The sequence below is a fragment of the Enterococcus avium ATCC 14025 genome (genome assembly GCF_000406965.1).
Classification (GTDB): Bacteria; Bacillota; Bacilli; order Lactobacillales; family Enterococcaceae; genus Enterococcus_A; species Enterococcus_A avium.
Genome location: NZ_KE136364.1, coordinates 201,517 through 216,656 on the forward strand (window position 1 = coordinate 201,517; position 15,140 = coordinate 216,656).

19 protein-coding genes are annotated in these 15,140 nt (G+C 39.8%); 11 read left to right on the plus strand and 8 right to left on the minus strand.

Going from position 1 to position 15,140, the window contains the following annotated elements; genetic code table 11:
• Nucleotide 1: 1 nt before the first annotated feature.
• From OMU_RS13795 to OMU_RS13825, 7 genes are all read left to right on the plus strand, one after another.
• Entirely contained in the window at nt 2–799 is a 798-nt protein-coding gene (locus OMU_RS13795; protein WP_016180496.1) for an SDR family NAD(P)-dependent oxidoreductase, read from the plus strand.
• 20 nt (nt 800–819) lie between these two features.
• Nucleotides 820–1,977: an oxidoreductase gene (locus OMU_RS13800; protein ID WP_016180497.1), complete on the plus strand. Its 1,158-nt coding sequence runs from the start codon at nt 820–822 to the stop codon at nt 1,975–1,977.
• A gap of 384 nt (nt 1,978–2,361) precedes the next feature.
• Nucleotides 2,362–3,081 carry a hypothetical protein gene (locus tag OMU_RS13805; protein WP_016180498.1) on the plus strand — a complete coding sequence of 240 codons (720 nt, stop codon included), beginning with the start codon at nt 2,362–2,364 and terminating at the stop codon, nt 3,079–3,081.
• A gap of 619 nt (nt 3,082–3,700) precedes the next feature.
• Complete coding sequence (locus OMU_RS13810; protein WP_016180499.1) at nt 3,701–4,180, plus strand: LytTR family DNA-binding domain-containing protein; 480 nt, start codon at nt 3,701–3,703, stop codon at nt 4,178–4,180.
• Complete coding sequence (locus tag OMU_RS13815) at nt 4,164–4,541, plus strand: DUF3021 domain-containing protein (protein WP_016180500.1); 378 nt, start codon at nt 4,164–4,166, stop codon at nt 4,539–4,541. The genes OMU_RS13810 and OMU_RS13815 overlap by 17 nt, the downstream gene beginning before the upstream one ends.
• 311 nt (nt 4,542–4,852) lie before the next feature.
• Nucleotides 4,853–5,059 (plus strand): hypothetical protein, encoded by a 207-nt coding sequence (locus tag OMU_RS13820; protein WP_016180501.1) that lies wholly within the window; start codon nt 4,853–4,855, stop codon nt 5,057–5,059.
• A gap of 221 nt (nt 5,060–5,280) precedes the next feature.
• Nucleotides 5,281–5,892 carry a DUF3267 domain-containing protein gene (locus tag OMU_RS13825; protein WP_016180502.1) on the plus strand — a complete coding sequence of 204 codons (612 nt, stop codon included), beginning with the start codon at nt 5,281–5,283 and terminating at the stop codon, nt 5,890–5,892.
• Nucleotides 5,893–5,944: 52 nt separating this feature from the next.
• Here OMU_RS13825 and OMU_RS13830 read toward each other — a convergent pair whose 3' ends face one another.
• On the minus strand, nt 5,945–6,358 hold the full coding sequence (locus tag OMU_RS13830) for a GNAT family N-acetyltransferase (protein ID WP_016180503.1): 414 nt from the start codon (nt 6,356–6,358) through the stop codon (nt 5,945–5,947).
• A 279-nt stretch (nt 6,359–6,637) separates the two neighbouring features.
• Between OMU_RS13830 and OMU_RS13835 the strand changes: the two genes are divergently transcribed.
• Both OMU_RS13835 and OMU_RS13840 read left to right on the plus strand, forming a co-directional pair.
• Nucleotides 6,638–7,021 carry a hypothetical protein gene (locus tag OMU_RS13835; RefSeq protein ID WP_016180504.1) on the plus strand — a complete coding sequence of 128 codons (384 nt, stop codon included), beginning with the start codon at nt 6,638–6,640 and terminating at the stop codon, nt 7,019–7,021.
• Nucleotides 7,022–7,067: 46 nt separating this feature from the next.
• The gene (locus OMU_RS13840) at nt 7,068–7,667 is read left to right on the plus strand and encodes a DUF2922 domain-containing protein (RefSeq protein WP_016180505.1); all 600 of its coding nucleotides are present in this window, start codon (nt 7,068–7,070) and stop codon (nt 7,665–7,667) included.
• 41 nt (nt 7,668–7,708) lie between these two features.
• On the opposite strand, the gene OMU_RS13845 is transcribed toward OMU_RS13840, so the two are convergent.
• Together OMU_RS13845 and OMU_RS13850 are read right to left on the minus strand one after the other, a co-directional pair.
• Nucleotides 7,709–8,149, minus strand: a complete 441-nt coding sequence (locus tag OMU_RS13845; protein ID WP_016180506.1) for a YdeI/OmpD-associated family protein — start codon at nt 8,147–8,149, stop codon at nt 7,709–7,711.
• Nucleotides 8,150–8,289: 140 nt separating this feature from the next.
• Nucleotides 8,290–8,979 carry a M23 family metallopeptidase gene (locus OMU_RS13850; RefSeq protein ID WP_016180507.1) on the minus strand — a complete coding sequence of 230 codons (690 nt, stop codon included), beginning with the start codon at nt 8,977–8,979 and terminating at the stop codon, nt 8,290–8,292.
• Nucleotides 8,980–9,374: 395 nt separating this feature from the next.
• On the opposite strand from OMU_RS13850, the gene OMU_RS13855 reads away from it, so the two are divergent.
• Nucleotides 9,375–10,625 (plus strand): IS110 family RNA-guided transposase, encoded by a 1,251-nt coding sequence (locus OMU_RS13855; RefSeq protein WP_002346915.1) that lies wholly within the window; start codon nt 9,375–9,377, stop codon nt 10,623–10,625.
• 230 nt (nt 10,626–10,855) lie between these two features.
• Here the strand turns inward: OMU_RS13855 and OMU_RS13860 are convergent, their stop codons facing one another.
• The 4 genes from OMU_RS13860 to OMU_RS13875 form a co-directional block, all read right to left on the minus strand.
• A complete protein-coding gene (locus tag OMU_RS13860; RefSeq protein WP_225844243.1) occupies nt 10,856–11,485 on the minus strand; it encodes a TetR/AcrR family transcriptional regulator in 630 nt (209 codons plus the stop codon).
• Between the two features lie 105 nt (nt 11,486–11,590).
• Complete coding sequence (locus OMU_RS13865; protein WP_016180509.1) at nt 11,591–12,007, minus strand: VOC family protein; 417 nt, start codon at nt 12,005–12,007, stop codon at nt 11,591–11,593.
• 40 nt (nt 12,008–12,047) lie between these two features.
• Complete coding sequence (locus tag OMU_RS13870; RefSeq protein WP_016180510.1) at nt 12,048–12,863, minus strand: AraC family transcriptional regulator; 816 nt, start codon at nt 12,861–12,863, stop codon at nt 12,048–12,050.
• Nucleotides 12,864–12,887: 24 nt separating this feature from the next.
• Nucleotides 12,888–13,412: a PadR family transcriptional regulator gene (locus tag OMU_RS13875; RefSeq protein WP_016180511.1), complete on the minus strand. Its 525-nt coding sequence runs from the start codon at nt 13,410–13,412 to the stop codon at nt 12,888–12,890.
• 401 nt (nt 13,413–13,813) lie between these two features.
• Here OMU_RS13875 and OMU_RS23170 point away from each other — a divergent pair, with 401 nt between their 5' ends.
• On the plus strand, nt 13,814–13,954 hold the full coding sequence (locus OMU_RS23170; protein ID WP_155856973.1) for a hypothetical protein: 141 nt from the start codon (nt 13,814–13,816) through the stop codon (nt 13,952–13,954).
• Between the two features lie 91 nt (nt 13,955–14,045).
• Here the strand turns inward: OMU_RS23170 and OMU_RS13880 are convergent, their stop codons facing one another.
• The gene (locus tag OMU_RS13880) at nt 14,046–15,059 is read right to left on the minus strand and encodes a WxLIP family cell surface protein (RefSeq protein ID WP_016180512.1); all 1,014 of its coding nucleotides are present in this window, start codon (nt 15,057–15,059) and stop codon (nt 14,046–14,048) included.
• Nucleotides 15,060–15,140: the final 81 nt, after the last annotated feature.

Here is a 15,140-nt window from a genome sequence, read left to right on the forward strand (position 1 = left end):
AATGTTAAAAGATTCTATCGTAATGATTACTGGCGCGACTTCTGGCATCGGCTTGGCGACAACGAAGGAATTTCTGGATCAGGGGGCAACGGTAATCGGGATTGGGCGAAATTTCAGTCGAACGAAGGAGTTAGGCGAGAACTTTTTGCCGTTTAAATGTGACGTGACGGATGAGGAGCAGATCAAAGCAACGGTGGCTTTTGCGAAGGAAAAATTCGGTAGATTAGACAGCTTGATTTGCAATGCGGGTTCTGCGATCGTGGGTACGGTTGAGGAGGTGGATTCGGGTGAGTTTGAACGGGCCTTTCAATTGTACGTGCTGCATGCCGCATTGTTTACTAAATATTGTGTGCCGCTTTTGCGCAAGTCGGAAAATCCGAGTATCACCCACACCGCCTCGGTGGCTTCCTTCATGATTGGGGATTCGGTTCCTTATAATGTCTTGAAGGCCGCATTATTGAATTACACGCGGCAAAGTGCGGCGGCGTTGTTAAATAATAATCCAGCGGATATGTTTGGGCGACCTAAAGCAGTAACGGAAATCGATGAAGGCGACAATACCTTCATTCGGGTAAACGCGGTTTGTCCGGGATTGATCCGTACGAATTTGATGCCGGATCAAGCGTGGGAAATGTTGGGAACCGAAGCAGCATTGAAGGCGATACCGAGTCGGCGGATCGGTGAGGATTGGGAGCCAGCGAAATTATTTGCTTTCTTAGCATCGGCTAAAGCTAGCTTCATCACTGGTGCGACCATCACGATCGACGGCGGCTGGTATACAACACATGCACGAGTATAAAAGAAAGTGAGGAATCATAAATGAAAGAAAAATATGCAGCATTATTTGAACCGATTGGATTGAAGCACGGCGGGCGTTTGGAGAATCGTTTCGCGATGTGTCCGATGGTGGTTTTCGCAGCTGATCCAGCAACGGGGCAACCAACGGAGGAGGATATCAAGTACTTTGAGCGGCGCAGTAAGTTTGCGGATTTGTTGATTACTGGTGCGATCACGGTTCAGGAAAATATCCAAGGACATCCGAAACAATTATCTATCTTTAATGATGAAGCAATTGATGCTTACAGCAAATTAGCTGCGGCTATGAAGAGCAATGGCAGCAAAGCGATTGGTCAGATTCAGCATCCCGGCCGTGAAGGCGCGTATGGCTGCTATGTCACTGGAAAGGCCTACGCACCAAGTGCGATCGAATTTCCATTTTTGCAATACAAGGTAACCGAATTAACAGAAGATGAAGTCTGGCAAGTGGTGAAGGATTTTGGCTTAGCGGCCCAGCGCTTGTTAAAAGCCGGCTTTGACGGTGTGGAGATTCACGGGGCAAATCACTATTTGATCCAGCAGTTTTTCTCTAGCTATTCAAATCAACGGACGGATTATTGGGGCGGCTCGTTTGAAAAGCGGATGAACTTTGCCATTGAAGTGACGAAAGAAGTCTTGAAAGTCGCGCGAGCAGAGAATCCTGAGGCAATTGTCGGCTATCGGATTTCACCGGAAGAGATTCATGGGGAGATGGTCGGGTATGACTTGGATGATTCATTGAAATTGATCGATAAGCTGTTGGAACAAGACCTCGATTTTCTTGATTTATCTTCAGCAGCAGGCGGAAACTTTGGTAAAGATGCTTATAAGGCGATGCCGCAAAGAGGCGATTTTACTGAGCCAGTTAGCTTAGTGATCAAGAAGTTTGTGGCAGGCAGAGTGCCGGTAGTTATCTCAGGGACGATTCGTTCAGCCGATGATGCCTTGGATGCACTGAACTACGGCGATGTGGCGTCGATGGGTGTGGCAGCATTATCTGATCCAGACTTCAAAGAAAAAATCTTAGCAGATAAAGAAGAGACGATCCACATGAATGTCAAAGGACATACGGAGGATTTGGAATTGCCGTCAGGCTTGATTGAAGTTTATACGGCAGGGATTGGATTGCCGCAGGTTGAAGGGTTGATTAAGAAAGAGTAGCGACCGTTCCGTTATGGAGAAATACTGAAAGTCTCTGATTATGTTTACAACAACATGAAATAGGCGCGAACACCATTGTTTACAGCTTGTAGACAATGGTGTTTTTTTGGTGAATTATTTGTTTATTTCAAATATAACAAATAAAACAATTATCCAAAAAGTTCAGAAGGTCTTTATTATACGGATGATAAATGATATAATAAAAAACGTTATTAAACGCTAAAATATCTGTTTCGTTATAAAAAAGTCATTTTATTGATTAAATATGCTGGAAATAATTTCTGGAGTATTTAGCGAATAAAGCAAGGAGGGAAAGTAACTTAATTTTAGGGGTTTGGGAGAAAAAATATAAGGAGAAGCATTCATCTGAATGTGTGGTGAAAAATGATTTCAGAAAAACAAAAATTAGCGATTGTTGCTTTAGCCGTTTTATTGGTCGGTGAAGTCATTGCGGTGATCAGCATCGGATTGATTTATTTTAACCGAGCATTTTTCGGAGAACACATCAATGTCATTCGAACATTTGTCAATGCGTCAACAGCTTTCTTTGGTTGCTTCTTTTCATTTTTAGCAGCGCTATTGATGTTTCAATACTTGAAATATCGGGAAAAGCAGAAGGAAGTGCATAAGACAACGCGATTGTTTACGAAGCTGAAAAAGGAATATCAAAATAATTATTCGGCGCTAGTAGAATTGGGTGGAGAAATCGCGAATGGTTCGACGGAGCTGGCGAAGCTGTTGAAAGAAAGTCAGAAAGTACGGGATTTGTTCGTACTGGGCGTTTATCGATTAGATTTTATCATGTATGATACCTATTATCATGATACAGATTGGCAGTTGATTCGTGAGGTTGATCGTAATAGTGAAAGCTATTTAGAACTATTTGAGCTAAGTCATCAAATCGAATACCTTTGTCAGGCAATTGTTGAGAACAAAATCAATTCAGAAGAAAGCTTGAGACAACTGTTGGTATTGATCACACAAAAGATCGGAATTTTGCAGCAGCATCAGCTTGAAATTGAATTGAAAGAGCGTCCGATGGAAACGGACAGCGAGACTGACTACGCGGCAGAGCCGGTCGGTGTCGAAATGGTCCAAGATTAATTGATACAGCTTAATAAACTGATTGAAAGCCGAGTGAAGAATTTTACTCGGTTTTTTGTTTTCAAAAAGGGCATTTCTGGACAAATCCTCTAAATACTCAATGATTTGCGAAAAAAATGGTTTTTCAATCTTTTAGTTGATTACTGATGGTTATGATTCAGTTTGATAAATTTCAAGGCATCAAAAAAAGTAGACCATATCTTTTAACGGATGAAAAGCTTAGAATCAATGATTCGAGTGTAAGACACACTGGACAATGCTTGATTGATCTTCTTTAGAACAGCTATTACTATTGGGCTAGGAGGCATAAAAGAATCCTGCTGTTGTGTGCCAGGTAGTCAATTTCATCTAGAAAATAGAGGCTAATACCTCCTCTCTCCTCTTTACATGCGAAGTCTTAACAGTACTGGAAGGATGGATTAGACTACTTGGCGCGCATAACTTAGAGATCTTGGGAATGAGAAAACAGAAGAATGAGATCAAAAGAACTCTTTCATAAGAAGGGTTCATTTTTTGTTTTTACCGGATGAGGCGCGCTGTTTACCGGAAAGGAAAAAAGACTATTTTACTCTTCAAAAATGGCTTACTATAAAGATAGAGAAGGAGGTGGCGATGATCCATGTTGAAGGGGTTGAAGATTCAAGTGGAAATCGGAAAGAATTGGATAGCGCCCGAGGTACGGATTCGCGCGGCAGAAGAGAAAACAGGCAACCAGCTTGTCAGCTGTTTAGAGGCGTTTCAAGAGGAGCAATTAGTGATCAAAGTAAAGGATGAGTTTGTCTTATTAAATAAAACCGAAATTATTTATTTAGAAATCTTCAATAAAATCGTAACACTTTATACCGCAAAGGAAACGTATTCTTTTCGCAAGTCTCTCACGGCACTAAAAGAAGAACTGCCAAGTGATCAGTTCTTGCAAGTTTCAAAATCAGCCTTGGTCAATACAAAGGCTATTCAAAAATTAGAGATTGCCTTTTCTGGCAGTTTATTTGCCTATTTGAGTAACGGTCAAAGAATCACCGTTTCTCGTCGGTTTGTCGATCAGTTGAAACAGCATTTAGGAATCAAAAGGAGGGGTCAAAATGAAACGCGTACTTAAACTATTAGGACAATCTGTCGGCTTTGGCAGTAGCATCTGCATGCTGTTTGCCTTTATTTATGCCGATAATCAAGTCAGAAAAATCGTCCTTAGCTTTATTCTATTATCGGTAGTGATCGGATTATTGAGTCTGATCTATGAATTGAAAAAGTTGTCGCTTCTTGTTCAAACGTTGATCCAGATGGGCGGAGGATTTATTGCTTTTTTGATTGTGGCTTGGGTGAATCAATGGTTTCCCTTTAAGTGGCAGGTGGTTTTGTCGGCCTCCTTCTCCTTTTTTCTAATCTTTTTTGCTATTTGGATATTCCATTATTTGAAATATAAGCGCGAGATTAAACAAATCAATCAGAAATTGAGATAGAATATTTTTTTTAGGGTCAGCGAAAAATCTTCGCTGATTTTTTTTGCCGATTGTTCAATGAATAGTAGATTGGAATTTTTAATTTATATACAAAAAAGTATGGTTTAGACCGAAATTAAGAATCCAAAAATACCAATAATTTACTAAAATAACAAAAAAACGAACAAGTGAAACGATAAACAATCCTTTATAATAGTAGTGAGGGGAGATTGGTTTATATATAGCGTGTAAGCAGTCTCAAATGGTTTATTCCTGTTGTTGAGTGGCCCACTGATAGATAGTCTGGTTTTCATTTAGGAGGAATGACGCTCATGGATTCAAGTAGAAACGAAAAAATTTATCGAAGGAGTAATAAAGCAAGTCGGATACTTCAGATGATTTTCTATTTTCTTGTGATTTTTAGTGTGATTTGCCCAACTGATGAAGTGCTTATTTATTTGACTATGGTTTGCTTAATAATTGCCATTATCGTTTTGATACTGCCTTTTTGTGTAGGTTATTTAAAAAAAGAAGAGTAGGTCAAAGTCACTTTTCGTTCTTGAAATGTGGTGTGCTACAAAAGCAAACTTATGATCAATCTACCGGAGACTTTTTTAGGAAAGTTTCTGGTTTTTTCTAATGAAGGATAACCTGACTTCAAATTTTGACGCGGATAGGTAAAAACGTATATGATGGCAATAGAAAGGGTTAAAAGGAGTTAAAAAAATATGTGAGGGCATAGGAAAAAGGGGGTTACGGTATGAAGAAAAAGCATCAGAAAGGCAAAATAAACAAAAAATATGAGTTATTCGATGCACTTTGCCAGGAAATGGAAGAAAAGGACTATCGTATGCAGGATAAGACCTTTTCGGCAAAAGAAGCTGGGACACAGGGAATGCTGCTGCCAATTCCATTTATCGTATTGGTCGTGATTGGCTATTTTTGGCGCTGGGGAGCGGATGCATCGCCATTATGGGAGATTAATTTTCTCCTATTTCTGATTCTGTTTATTGTATCCATTCCAATTCATGAGCTGATTCATGGCCTGACGTGGGCGAATTATGCAAAAAAGAAAATGAAAAGCATCACCTTTGGCTTTAATGTCAAGGAGCTGATGCCGTATTGTCATTGTAAAGAAGCGCTGGAGGCAAAGGCCTATAAAATCGGTGTATTAGCACCAGTTGTGGTACTAGGGGGCGGCTATTTTTTCCTGTCGTTGCTGTTTCCAAATACTGAGCTGATCTTACTTTCTGCCTTTAATATTTTTATGGCAGCAGGTGATTTAATGATCTTTTGGAGTGCGCGTTCGATTCACGAGGGGCTAGTAATTGATCATCCAGAATTACCCGGTTTTGTAGTATTCACTAAATAAACTGACAAATAGGATTCCTTTTCATTCGAGGAATCCTGTTTTTGTCATTATTTTATCTTTTCAAATACATCCCTAGGCTTTCAGGTGCGGTTTCTACAAAGCCAAACTGTTCATAAAGCTTATCTGCTGGTCTGTCAGCGATCAGATTGACATAAGCCTGTGGATTGATCTCATCGTGAATGTACTTCATCAGCAGCGCCATGATCGCTTTCGCAAGACCTTTTCCCTGTTCCTTTGGATGGACAGCGATGTCCACAATCTGATAAGCGGTACCGCCATCTCCGATGATTCGCCCCATTCCGATCAATTTTTCATCGGTCTTATTTCGGATAATAACCGAATAAATGCTATTAGCTAATCCCGTTTTACTGGCTTCTTTGTCTCGCGCAGACAATCCGCAAATCTGTCGCAGTGCCAAGTATTCTTCAACCTCGGGAATATCGATTCGGATGACATAATTTTCCATCGCAAACACCCTTTCACTGTCTTTCTATGCTCATTTTACGCTATTAGCCGTAAGAAACAAGAAATAAGATACGCAAAATAGTCGAATCTCACGGTTTCTTTTTTTAATAGAAAATAAAATTCTAAGTTTTTTTTTTGATTAGTTCGCATAACGAAGCGGGTTTGTCGTTGTCGAATGGCTCCAAAACGGACATTAAAAAAATTTTGTCGATTGACAGGAGTGTTTTCATAGGATTATAGTCGAGGCGTGATCACAAACCAATCAGAGAGGAGCATTATTTTGACAGAAGCATTATTTACACCAAGACAAGTTTTTTCGCTACGACCTAAAACATTAGAGAAACGAATAGATAAACATTACCAAGAAAGCCGTGATGCGGGATCAACTATTCAAATTTTGATAGCGCTTCAGGTGCGAGACGAACTAGGCGAAGAGGATTTTTCATTTTTCATGAAACGGCTTGTTCGTAAGCTGTTTTTAGAGACTAAGACTTCTCGGATATTGCGCCGCTATTATTTCTATTTCAAGCATTATTTTTCTTCTGATGAGTGGAAGGTCGTATCCATCAGACTGTTTTCAATCAAAACCTATATCACAGAGAAAATCGAAAAATTCTATACTCAATTCATGAAAGAACCACTGACAAGGTTGGCAGGTTCATGACGTTTGGAAAGAGTGACCTATTAAGACTAAAAGAAGAGGTGAAATCATGTTAAGTTTATCGGCAACATTTGAAAAAAGTAATGGCAGAAAACATTCATGGCGGATGAAACATGCCAATCCAAATAAGACAGCGAAGGAAATTAAAACATCGCTAGAAAAATTGACGACGTTAGATATCTTTGAAAAGGATGGCGTTAATTTTTTTGAGAAGGTTATTACTGCAAAATTTATCGAAACAATTGAGACACCGATTTTCGATAAAAAAACTGACACTCAATTAGAAAGTCCCAAAACGAAACCAGTAAACGAGCAAAGCCCCATAGATACTATTCAGGATCCGAAAGACCTGATTGTTCAGCAAGAACTAATCAAGCCTGGAATGCTTGAGCTGTTATTTGAGCTGCCCAAAGGAATCGAACCGCAAGCTATCTCTGAAAGCGAAGCAGCGTCCTTGATTATGGCAATGGTGCCAAAGGGCGGAACGGTGGAAGATTTTAGCGTCATTGAGGAGACACATCCAGTTAGGTTCCGACTGCTAGTTAAACTCGAGGAAGAGCCAGATTCCTTATCGGCAACTGCTGTGCCAACGAGAGGAAAGAAAAAACGCGGAAGGCTGATAGAACGGCTGCGAAAACGAAGGGAATAACAAAAAGGAAGTAAACCAAGTGATTCACTTCCGTATGTTTATTAAGAGTTCTTTTTGTAGCTGCTTAATCGACCGTTGTCATCCCAAGCACCGAAAAGCTGATTGGCTTTGGTGTTTGTCAGCAATTTTTCCAAGCGTCGTTCGAATAGTTCGACATCTGCACCATAGCGTTGAATATTATCAATTTTGATTCGCTGATAAAGCTCTGGAAAGGCTGAAAAGTTTTGTTGGATTTCAGGATCTGCTTCGAGTGCCTGCATAATTCGCGGATCGATCACAAAACTTTCTGGAGACAAATCCGGTAAGGTTGCTCGAACTAGATCAGTCATCAAATCTAAATAGATTAAACGGCGAGCTCGTTCTTTATTCAGCTCGGTCCATTGGCTCTTTTTCGTCCTAGGTGAGAGCCGTTGCCCAATTTCCGTTTCGGAAAGCTTCTTTTTGGTACCGTCGATCCAGCCAAAGCAAAGAGCTTCCTCCACGAAGTCTAAATAGGTCAGGTTTGATTGCGATCAATCACAACCCAGCAATCTTTTGCACTTGCAGCATTTTCTTCTAACCAATCTCTCAGGTCTTGATGGTTCTGAGGTTTATATAGATTATTCATTTCCAAACGCTTCACCTATTTTCTGTCTGACTTTAACGAACGAATACGTTCGCCAGCAGCGGGAAACTGATTTTGGATGATTTCCCACGTGTTCCCATTGTATTTTTCATAGGTATCAAAAACCAAAGGGAGACCATTTGCTGATTCGATTATAGCAGAATCCATCAGTTGAAAATGTAAATGCGGCTCAGTGGAATTTCCAGAATGTCCGACGTTGCCAAGATAGGTTCCTTCTGCAATGTGTTCTCCTTCTGAAATAGCAATTGAACCCTTTTGCAGATGACAGAAAGCAGCGTAGATACTGGCAGCTCGTTTGATGACGATATAATTTCCAGCGATTGCCTCGAAGCCGTCTCGTTCTGGATCGAAAAAGAGGGAGTGGCGAATAGCGGTTGTTTGATCATGAAGCCATGAGGCTTTTTCGCCATCAGAGGTATTGTTTTTCACTGTGATGACCTCACCAGTAAAGGGCGCATAGACAGGCTGACCAAAGCAATAGTAGTTTTTTAAAGGAATCCCTCCTAACAGATAGTCGGCTGAATTAGCAGTATGTGAACGGTCATTCTTATCCTTTTGAATGAAATCAAAGGCATAGCGCAGTCCAAAACGATTCGTTCCATGACTTGGAACCCGATCAGCTGGGCTTGTTTCAGTGTACCATTCACCACGGAGGGGAAAGGCAATCGTAGTTGCTTCGTTTGGCATCACAAAACCTTCTCGTAATATATATTTTGAAGAAACTTTCATTCCTTCAATCGCCCTTAGGGGCTATTCCTAATATGTTTAAATAAAATAACGATTACTACTTGGATACTGTAGGATATTCCTGAATAATAAGTCTTGGAAAGGACTTACGGGAAGACGCTATCACCTTCTGCAGTTTTACTGCGACAGAAAGTCTGTGACCCGAACCGTTGGTATAACCTCCAACACACTAGCTGAGTCCATTGACCTCTACCAATCCTAGTAGAGATTGGGTGGCTTAGAGGTTTAATGAATGAAACTCTATTATGCGAGGCTGTCGTTAGACAACGTGATTCTGGGATATCCCACAGTACCCAAGCAATTTCCGAATAATCAATGAAAGGAGGTCCTTCCACATGAAACTATTTGTCGGTTTAGACGTTAGTTCTGAAAAATTAGATGCTTGCTTTATGACAGACGATTCAACTTGCTCTGTTTTAAAAGAAGCATCTTATGGAAATAGTCAACTTGGCGCAAGCCAGATCAAAGAATACATTCTCGAATTTTCTCAAAAATTTGAGATAGAGAGCTTAGTGATTGGAATGGAGGCCACATCTTTATATAGCTTTCATCCAGCTATGTTTTTTAAAGAAGATCTTGAGTTAAATCAATTGAACCTTATGGTTTCAGTTGAACAACCAAATAAAATTAAAAAGTATCGTGATATTTTTGAAGAAAACAAAAACGATCAAATTGATGCTTTTTATATCGCTGACTATTTTCGCATCCAAAGGCAAGTCAACTCCATCATTAAAGAGGAAGAATACCTTGCCCTCCAACACTTAACTAGAACGCGTTATCAGCTAATTAAACAGCTGGTTCGTACAAAGCAACACTTTATCGAAAACATTTATTATAAATGCAACACGCTTTCTAAAGAACTAAAAGCAGAAGGTGGATCCGTTTTAAGTGCCACATTAGTAACTCTAATGACGGAAGATTACACAATGGACCAACTTGCCGAACTGTCATTAGAAGAGTTTGCGAACCTAATTCAAAAACTAGGGAAGTATCGTTTTAAAAATCCCGAAGGAATTGCAAAGGCAATTTCTAAAGCCATACGTAGTTCCTACCGGTTAGGAAAAGTCCATCAGGACTCTGTAGATATTGTTTTGGGTGTTCTAGCCAAAGAAATTCGTAGTCTTGAAAAGTTAATTAAAGACTTAGACAAAGCCATTGACGATTTAGTCGTTGTGCTACCTGAATATCAATGTTTAACCAGTATTCCAGGAATCGGTCCTGTTTATGCTGCGGGTATACTCGCTGAAATTGGCCCTATCAATCGCTTTTCAGATGAAAGCAAATTGGCTAAATATGCCGGTTTATATTGGCGACAGAACCAATCAGGTAACTCTGAGTATGAAAATACTCCTATGGCCAAACGAGGCAATCGTTATCTCCGTTATTATCTAGTTGAAGCCACCAACTCCGTAAGGAGATACGAGCCTGAGTACCATGCGTATTATAAGAAAAAATACGCTGAAACACCCAAGCATAAACACAAACGAGCCATCGTACTAACCGCAAGAAAATTTACGCGTCTGGTGGATACGCTACTACGTAACCATCAACTCTATATGCCACCAAGGAGCGTGATAGATAAATAACAGTATGTTATTGACGCTAATCCTTGGAAGTACCCGAAAAAATTTTTAATTTTGGTCGGGTTTAGTTCAGTGCGCTTCAAAAATTAACTACCTTTAAAAATCTTTTGAAAAATTATCTTGACTTATTACCACTAGACTTTCTGCAGGGGGTTATTTTTTGTGCCTAATTGTGAGAAAGACCAAAAAAACAAGAGACAACCAGCAAGAATCAGCACTTTTTTCATTTCTAATTACTCTTGATAAAAAACGCTTTTAAGGTCTTCTAAATACTGTGTTAGCTTATCGGTGATGGCTTGGTAATCAATCTGTTCAGGATTTGTATTTTTCAATCCATCCAAAATCTCATTAGTAAAGCCGATGTTTCCCCAAAGAATCAATTGCTTACAGCGATCCACATTAAGTCCTGTTCGGAATTTCGTTTCATCAATCCCTTCAAATAAATCCTTTTCACAAGAAGAATGCTGTCGTTTAGCTAGGTCAGCTACTTTTTGATTGATCATCTCAGAGTTTGTTTCAATCTTTACATTCGTAAAATCAAGAATCCAAGGGTTCCGTTTCATCAAGTCAATTTGTAACATGTAAGAGTGCAGTAATCGATTAAAAACATCTTTTTCCTGCCAGTTCAATTTCGTCCAATAATCCTCAGCGATTGTCTTTTGGCAATAATCCAATAAGAGCGAAAACAACTCCTCTTTACTTTTTACATAGTGAAACATCAAGGCCTTCGACATTCCAGCCGCTTTTGCGATTCGATTCGTCGACGCTTCCTCATAGCCACGTTGGGAAAATTCCCGCAATCCTGCATTCAGAATTCGTTGAATCTTTGGATCAGTCGTATTGATTTCAGTCAAAGCGCTCACTTCCTTACCTAGTAGGTTAATTAGAGTGTAGCAGGATTTACCTACTAGGTCAATTTGAAAAAACCAATAACCGAAATCGTTATTGGTTCATAGAGAATTATTAAGCTATTTCATCGCTGAAATGATCCAAGTCACGTCGTATTTATCCTTCACACAGCCGCTGATACTGCTGTCATCGGGTGGGGGATTGCTGGCGATTGCTGCGACAACGGTTCCTTCATTGGATAGCTCCGAAAAGACCTCTCTAGCCATAGCCTCTTCAGGTAAATGGGCTTGGATAGCGACATTTCCATTTTTTACTATCGGTTCTGGATAATCTGCACCAGTGATGCCATCAAATTCGCTGATAGCAAGTCGCGCATGCATGACTTTGTTTTTTAGTTCTGTGGGAATTGGATAATTAGGATTTTCAGGCATCTCATCGTATTTAGACATGTGTTGAATGTTGCCATTGAAGAGTTGGGCATACCATAAAAATGCTTCTTCGCATGCCCCATTAAAACGGATATAGGGTGAAAACATAAACTTCAACTACCTTTCTTCTTTACTTGAAAGTATACCTTTACAATTTATAGGGGTCATTGTAAAAAAGGGACATCGTTTCCATGTATTTCTTAGGAGTGATCCCATAGATTGCGGTGAAGTCATGGATAAAATGAGCATAGTCATGATGGCCGGTCTCCTCAAATAGCAAGGACATTTCGGGTTTGCTATGTAATAGATCAACAGCTCGCTTCATGCGGATGATTCGAGAACAGGTTTTAACCTTCGCTCCAGCATATTTCATAAATAAGCGATTCAATTGCTTTTCACTGTAATACGTTTCCTTTGCCAGATCCTTTACACGAACTGATCCATTGCTTTTAAGGAGTATTTCAAAAGCGATGCAAAACGCAGGATTCAATTCTATTTGATTTATTTTTTCAAAGAAAATTTGATCCAATTTACTCGCCAATTCATGAATCGTTTTGGCAGTGTAATATGCTTCGGCTATTTGTTCAAACAATGCCTGATTTAAATCTGCAAAGAGAAATCCCTTGTCAGCCAGGTGATGCTGATCAATGTTCAGAAAAGGATAAAGTCCAGACGCATGAAACTCTACTAAAAACATAAAATCAAATTGCCGCGCATAGTCAGCAATCATCGTTGGTTTTGTGTTTACACCTCGAAGACCTGCGGTAAATTGACCGTTTTGAAAGGTACACACAAGGGTTGAACTGATGGTGGGCAGAATTGTTTGCTGCGGATGCATTTTGCTAGGATCAGTAAAAGTATAATTGGCAATATAGGGTCGCAGTAATGGATGGGGAGAAAGGATAATCATATTGCCATTGATTGTTGAAAATGAACTCTTATAGATATTTTCTTTATTTAGCATAGATAGGTCCTCCGATTATTATCCTCAAAATCCTTTCTTCACAGTAACAATCCATTCCTCAATGGCCTTAATTAAAAGTAACTGCTGATGCATCACAGCTTTTCCAGTGGCAGGAATATCTGATTCAGCCTTGTTGGTTAGAAGGCTTTCTTCCAAGGTTGCTTTCATTTTTTGTACATTAGCCTCAATGATACTGATGCAGGCCTTTTGATCTGCGGGGGAGAGACTGTCGAGGTTGAGAATCACGGCATTGAAATCTAGAAAAATATTGATAGGGCGAGCAGCGATCCCCAGCATTAATTTCTCGAATTCAGTCTTGCCTTTTTTGGTTAATGAGTAGACGGCTTTTTCAGGCATCTTTCCATTTTTCTTCAGGGTGCTTTTGACGTAGCCTTGTTTTTCCAGCTGCAGCATCTTTTTATAGATTGTTGGCGTACTGACTTTTACCCATTGAGAAATGTTGCGGTATTCAATAAGTTTTTGGATATCATAGGCACTGAGAGATTCTTTTTTTAGAATTCCCAGAACAATCAAATCAATCGTTCGCATCGCTAAACCCTTCTTTCTATCCAGTTTTCTATTTAATCTATCTACGAGTGATAGTAGAACGACTACTATCATTTATAGTAGTTTGTTTTTGTTGTCATGTCAAATCTCGTTGACAGTAGACGAGACTATCTATCAAAACGACAAGTTGGATTATTTAGACAAGAGGGGGAAGGTGACCGCAGAGTTTTCTCATTGTTACGAATAATCAATTTTTTAACAGATTAACAAGTTCCTGGGGGTAACCCAAATCCTTTTCAGTATATAATCTAGGTGTACAGAAGGATAGATTTGTACTGATTTATTCTTAAAGGCAAAAGCATTCGCTGAATGATTGACGGCATTTGAATCAAACGACTTTTTTGGACAATTATTATTTTGGAATGGGTAAGGAGGAAAAGGATATGCGTACAAAAGTATTGGCCCGTCAAAGAGGATGGGACCTTCGGCAGTCATTACGGGAGAAAATAGGAATTATTGTTTTTGGCTCATTTATTTTAGCAGCTGCTAATTTGCTGTGTATCGTGCTTCTTGTATTGCTGTAACGTTGTTTATTTTAGTAACAATCCGTCTAGCTACTCAACCTTATTAAAAAAAAGCGGCGCCTCTTTTGAAATGAAGAGGCGCCGCTTTCTTTTATTTTCCATCTATTTTCTTCTTCAAGTTCCTGTTTCGGTTATACATGAAGATTACGACGGCTAGTAATAGGATGATCACGGCGATCCCTGCCCAGATCCAAGGTGTTGTCGTGTCCTTTTCAAGTGAAACATCTTGAACATTGTAAGCCTTGGCTTTTTCTTGATTTATGGTGAAGGTTGGACTGCCGGTCCATTTTTGTTCTCCGGAGCGTACAGTCATTTTGACGGTATAGGTTCCTGGAGAAAACTCCGTATTGTCCATTTGAATCAAGAAGGGCATGCGTGAACTTGGTGCTAAGGTTAACTTTTCTTTCTTGTCTTTGGTGAGAGTTTTGCCATCTTTTTCGACTTGATAATCAATGGCTGTATTTTTGACGTAGGTTGATTTTTCATTGTCAACAGTCACGGTCACTGCATTGCGGTGATTGACCTGAAGGGCATTTGCTTGGGCGATTTTCAAATCTGGTTTTACTTCGTCCGTCTTATTTTGCAGTAGGACGGCGATCTCTCGTGAAAACACATTTTTGATATTGCCTTCGACTTTTTCGGTTGAAATTTGTTCGATGTAAAGGCCGCCAGCTAAGACTCCCTCAAATTCTTTGTCTGGCATCTTTACATCCAAATGAATATCCTTTGATTCCTTTGGTGCTAAATCAATAGCTCGATCACTGAGCTTGACGTAGTCGTTGATATTGGGACCGAAATCACTCTCATCTTCATTCATCCCGGAGTATTCAACGACACCCAGACTATTAGTGACCGCACGATTAAAGGCGGCCTTCAACTTGATCGGCTGCTCTGTCCGATTAGTTAAGGTAACTGTTAGTCGCTCGGTTTCATTTGGTTGGTACTGTAAATCGTAGTAAAGCTGTTCTTTTCCGATTTGATGCTCTGATGGGTGAATCACCGCATCAAAGCTATCCAATGACTCTCCATGAGCGACAACTGGTAAAAATGAAAAGGCTAGTACGAGGAACAGTCCTCGAATCAATGAAATGGGCTGCTTTAACATTTTTTGTCTCCTTCAATTGTATTTTCCGCGTAATGGAAGAGTCTCTCTCAATCGTTTCTTTCCCCTTTATTTATCAATCAA

Excerpts from the sequence above, each read along its gene's own strand:
- OMU_RS13795 (WP_016180496.1), top strand. The coding sequence starts at position 2 with ATGTTAAAAGATTCTATCGTAATGATTACTGGCGCGACTTCTGGCATC.
- OMU_RS13800 (WP_016180497.1), top strand. The coding sequence starts at position 820 with ATGAAAGAAAAATATGCAGCATTATTTGAACCGATTGGATTGAAGCAC.
- OMU_RS13805 (WP_016180498.1), top strand. The coding sequence starts at position 2,362 with ATGATTTCAGAAAAACAAAAATTAGCGATTGTTGCTTTAGCCGTTTTA.
- OMU_RS13810 (WP_016180499.1), top strand. The coding sequence starts at position 3,701 with ATGTTGAAGGGGTTGAAGATTCAAGTGGAAATCGGAAAGAATTGGATA.
- OMU_RS13815 (WP_016180500.1), top strand. The coding sequence starts at position 4,164 with ATGAAACGCGTACTTAAACTATTAGGACAATCTGTCGGCTTTGGCAGT.
- OMU_RS13820 (WP_016180501.1), top strand. The coding sequence starts at position 4,853 with ATGGATTCAAGTAGAAACGAAAAAATTTATCGAAGGAGTAATAAAGCA.
- OMU_RS13825 (WP_016180502.1), top strand. The coding sequence starts at position 5,281 with ATGAAGAAAAAGCATCAGAAAGGCAAAATAAACAAAAAATATGAGTTA.
- OMU_RS13830 (WP_016180503.1), bottom strand. The coding sequence starts at position 6,358 with ATGGAAAATTATGTCATCCGAATCGATATTCCCGAGGTTGAAGAATAC.
- OMU_RS13840 (WP_016180505.1), top strand. The coding sequence starts at position 7,068 with ATGTTAAGTTTATCGGCAACATTTGAAAAAAGTAATGGCAGAAAACAT.
- OMU_RS13850 (WP_016180507.1), bottom strand. The coding sequence starts at position 8,979 with ATGCCAAACGAAGCAACTACGATTGCCTTTCCCCTCCGTGGTGAATGG.
- OMU_RS13855 (WP_002346915.1), top strand. The coding sequence starts at position 9,375 with ATGAAACTATTTGTCGGTTTAGACGTTAGTTCTGAAAAATTAGATGCT.
- OMU_RS13865 (WP_016180509.1), bottom strand. The coding sequence starts at position 12,007 with ATGTTTTCACCCTATATCCGTTTTAATGGGGCATGCGAAGAAGCATTT.
- OMU_RS13870 (WP_016180510.1), bottom strand. The coding sequence starts at position 12,863 with ATGCTAAATAAAGAAAATATCTATAAGAGTTCATTTTCAACAATCAAT.
- OMU_RS13875 (WP_016180511.1), bottom strand. The coding sequence starts at position 13,412 with ATGCGAACGATTGATTTGATTGTTCTGGGAATTCTAAAAAAAGAATCT.
- OMU_RS23170 (WP_155856973.1), top strand. The coding sequence starts at position 13,814 with ATGCGTACAAAAGTATTGGCCCGTCAAAGAGGATGGGACCTTCGGCAG.
- OMU_RS13880 (WP_016180512.1), bottom strand. The coding sequence starts at position 15,059 with ATGTTAAAGCAGCCCATTTCATTGATTCGAGGACTGTTCCTCGTACTA.